Origin of the sequence: Marinobacter sp. G11 (assembly GCF_021282325.1) — a bacterium.
Lineage (GTDB): Bacteria > Pseudomonadota > Gammaproteobacteria > Pseudomonadales > Oleiphilaceae > Marinobacter > Marinobacter vinifirmus.
On sequence record NZ_JAJSPB010000073.1, the window covers coordinates 1 to 3,132 of the forward strand.

Annotated in this window: 3 protein-coding genes; all 3 read left to right on the plus strand. The window is 45.1% G+C overall.

Annotated features, from left to right (window positions below; genetic code table 11):
* Positions 1-230: 230 nt before the first annotated feature.
* Genes LWH94_RS18925 through LWH94_RS18935 form a run of 3 tightly spaced genes read left to right on the plus strand, consistent with a single transcriptional unit; the run spans position 231 to position 2,854 of the window.
* Complete coding sequence (locus tag LWH94_RS18925; protein ID WP_232903280.1) at positions 231-1,382, plus strand: patatin-like phospholipase family protein; 1,152 nt, start codon at positions 231-233, stop codon at positions 1,380-1,382.
* 34 nt (positions 1,383-1,416) lie between these two features.
* On the plus strand, positions 1,417-2,310 hold the full coding sequence (locus LWH94_RS18930) for a hypothetical protein (RefSeq protein ID WP_232903281.1): 894 nt from the start codon (positions 1,417-1,419) through the stop codon (positions 2,308-2,310).
* Between the two features lie 16 nt (positions 2,311-2,326).
* On the plus strand, positions 2,327-2,854 hold the full coding sequence (locus tag LWH94_RS18935; protein WP_232903282.1) for a hypothetical protein: 528 nt from the start codon (positions 2,327-2,329) through the stop codon (positions 2,852-2,854).
* Positions 2,855-3,132: the final 278 nt, after the last annotated feature.

Here is a 3,132-nt window from a genome sequence, read left to right on the forward strand (position 1 = left end):
TGAAAGTACGCATGAACTAAATGCACTGACTGGGTGAATGGATGTCAGGTGCTATTATATCGCCCAAGGCTTTGTTATTGCAGGCTTTGGATACAGTTTCAGCCGGTTGAACTCACGGATTCAGGAAGTTGTTTGCCGGGGATGCCGCGTTTAAGGCGGCCTGGGTGCAGAATATGCAGCGGATGGTTCAGTATTAAAACCAAAAATATGAGATCAAGCTGGGGTAGTGAATGAGTGTTCATCATTTGAATGAAAGGCTTGCGACCGACCGGAGCCATCGTATGTTATCTATCGATGGCGGTGGAATTCGGGGCGTAGTAGCGCTGGAGGTTCTTTCCAAAATCGAGAGTGAGCTTCGAGGGCACACAGGCAAAGATGATTTGGTTTTGTCAGATTGGTTCGACTTTATTGGTGGAACGAGTACGGGAGCGATCATTGCTACGGGCCTATCTATGGGCATGGCAGTAGATGAGCTGATGTCTCTCTACACTGAGCGTGGTAAAACCATGTTCAAACGCGCTGGATTGATGGAACGCCTTTGGTACAACCGGTACAGCCATAAGGAACTTGAGAGGATCCTGAAGGAAACCTTTGGCGAATCCACCACGCTTGGGACTGATCGCTTAAAAACACTGCTGATGGTTGTATTGAGGAATGCAACCACAGATTCTCCCTGGCCGCTGACGAACAACCCGAAAGCAAAATACAATCGTGTCGACTGTGGTGATGAAAACAACTTGCATATTCCGTTGTGGCGTGTTGTAAGAGCGAGCACTGCTGCGCCGACTTTTTATAAAGCTGAGGAGATGCAGCTTGGGGATAACAAATTTACATTTGTTGATGGGGCGCTAACACCTTACAACAACCCCGCATTCATGATGTTTCTCAATGCAACGCTTCCGGAGTACAACTTGAACTGGAAAGCAACTGAAGAAGATCTGCTTCTAATATCTATCGGCACCGGCATGCACCCGGATTCGGCGCCAGACCTAGACCCTCAGAAGATGAACCTTCTATATACTGCGAAATCTGCGCCCAAAGCCCTGATCTATGCAAATATTATAGAACAGGACAAGATGTGTCGACTTTTGGGTAACTGCTTGGCTGGTGATGTGCTAGATGGAGAGATTGGAGACTTGATCGGTACGCGAGCTCCACTGCAGAAAAAGCTGTTTACGTATGCCAGATACAATGTAGATCTTACTCGAAAGTCCTTGAAGCGAATTAGCTGTGAACATCTGGCCGATTTACCTCTTGAATTGCTGGATGGCGTTGAGCTTATCGAGCCGTTACGAGAAGTGGGGAGGGCAATTGCTAATGATCGGGTTAGTATTGAGCATTTTGACAAACACTGTCCATTTTCTTCGATGAGTAATCGTTGAGCAATTGTTTGGCTGACCAGATTCTAGGAAGAATATGAAAAAATTTTTTGCGTCTGTTTATAAAAAATACATTGCTAATATGAGTGCGTTTGATTTCCAGCATAATACCGGTAGTGATCAATCGGCTGCTGGCGAAGGTAGTTTACCTGAACTTAAAACCTTCAAGGATTTTGATGATGAGGCAACATTGTTGGGGAATGCGTACAGAGGAATTGGAGTTCTTGTCGCTATTTTAAGTGCCGTGATCATTTTCTCCGCTATAGCACCGACTGCTTTTGAGCTTCATGGAGGCCTCTATTTGGCCTTGGGTATAACCGAAGTGGTTGCAATGGCTCTAGTAATCGCTCTGGTTTCTTATGCCTCAAAAGCGAAGCTTAGAAGTAAATGGAGAAACAGACGAGCCGAGGCTGAGAAGCTTCGCTATAAAAAATTCTCAGAGCTTTTGAGCCGAGCAGAGGCAGATCCTAGTTCGGAAAATTTAACCGCAGTTGTACAGGAAACACTTTCACATCTCTCAGGGGAAAACTGTCAAATCACGTATAACAGAAACAAAGCTAATGCCTATCACAATATAGAGTCACTGAGTAACAATATAGGCGGGGTTGGCTTTGGACTGGCTTTACTTGGAGCGGTTGGCCATCTTGTATTGCACTGGAATTCGTTGCTGATTCTGACAGTGTTTGTTCCTGCGATGGTTGGCGCAATTCACGCTCTTAACGGATTTCTGAAACTGTCTGATTTGTCTGACGATCACAAGAAAGTAGCTACCCAGCTGGAAATGCATAAGAAAGTTTTGGAGCAGAACTTAAAAAATAGAAATGATTTCTATAAGCTGTTGGAGACGTCCAGAAATATTTATACGACTCTTTTGGCAAGGGATGAGCAGTGGCTGGAGATGGTAAACAGACAAAATATCCAGGTTGTTTAGTGTCAGGGAAAAAACAATGACGGAATTCATAGATGTTGACCAGTTCAGGAAGCTTTTGAAAGGGAAGTTTGTGATTGTTTTCGGTGGATACAGTGGTTTGGGTTACGAGAATCCCGAGGCTGTGCGTGATGAGGTCAGGAAGAACCTTGAAAATCTCAAAGTAAGATATGGCGACCGTCTCATTGTCGTGAGTGGGGCGACCTCAGTGGGAATTGGCCTAGTGTATGAGGTTGCCCGAGAGATGGGAGTGTCCACCTTAGGCATTGTTTCGGATCAGGTGAATTCGGAAGACGTTTCTCGATTTTGTGAGTATGTCCTGCTAGTTTCTGATCCCCATGGGACCTGGGAAGTGAAAACCGAGAATGGTGATAGCTATATGGTCGAGGCGGCCAGATATGGTGAAATGATTTATTTTGGAGGAGGGCAGGTGGCGAACTCCGAAATCATGGAAGCTAGGCTTAAAGGGATTGCTGTGACCGTTCTATCAGATTTTATGCCTGATCCAGAAATAATTAAACTGAAAATGAAAAATAAGGGAACCTGAAGGTGTAGGCAGGTTGTAGGAAGCTGATGACTGCGCCAAAGTATTTACTATGGCGTGTTCTCGAAATCCAGCTGCTGTGCCTGATTGCAATCTTGAATTTTTCTTATTTTGATTTCTCTGACTCCTTGAATTATAAGAGTATTTTTGATATTTGAGGTGGACCCCATCAGTTGGACAGCCTGAAGGTGCAGTTAAGCTCTGATCCGGCTGTATTCCCGGCTCAAGCTGCCAGGGTCATGGGTTGTTGGTAGTACACCTCATCCGGTGTTTGGTAATCA

Coding starts and splice junctions, on each gene's coding strand:
- LWH94_RS18935 (WP_232903282.1), top strand. CDS start 2,327: ATGACGGAATTCATAGATGTTGACCAGTTCAGGAAGCTTTTGAAAGGG.
- LWH94_RS18930 (WP_232903281.1), top strand. CDS start 1,417: ATGAAAAAATTTTTTGCGTCTGTTTATAAAAAATACATTGCTAATATG.
- LWH94_RS18925 (WP_232903280.1), top strand. CDS start 231: ATGAGTGTTCATCATTTGAATGAAAGGCTTGCGACCGACCGGAGCCAT.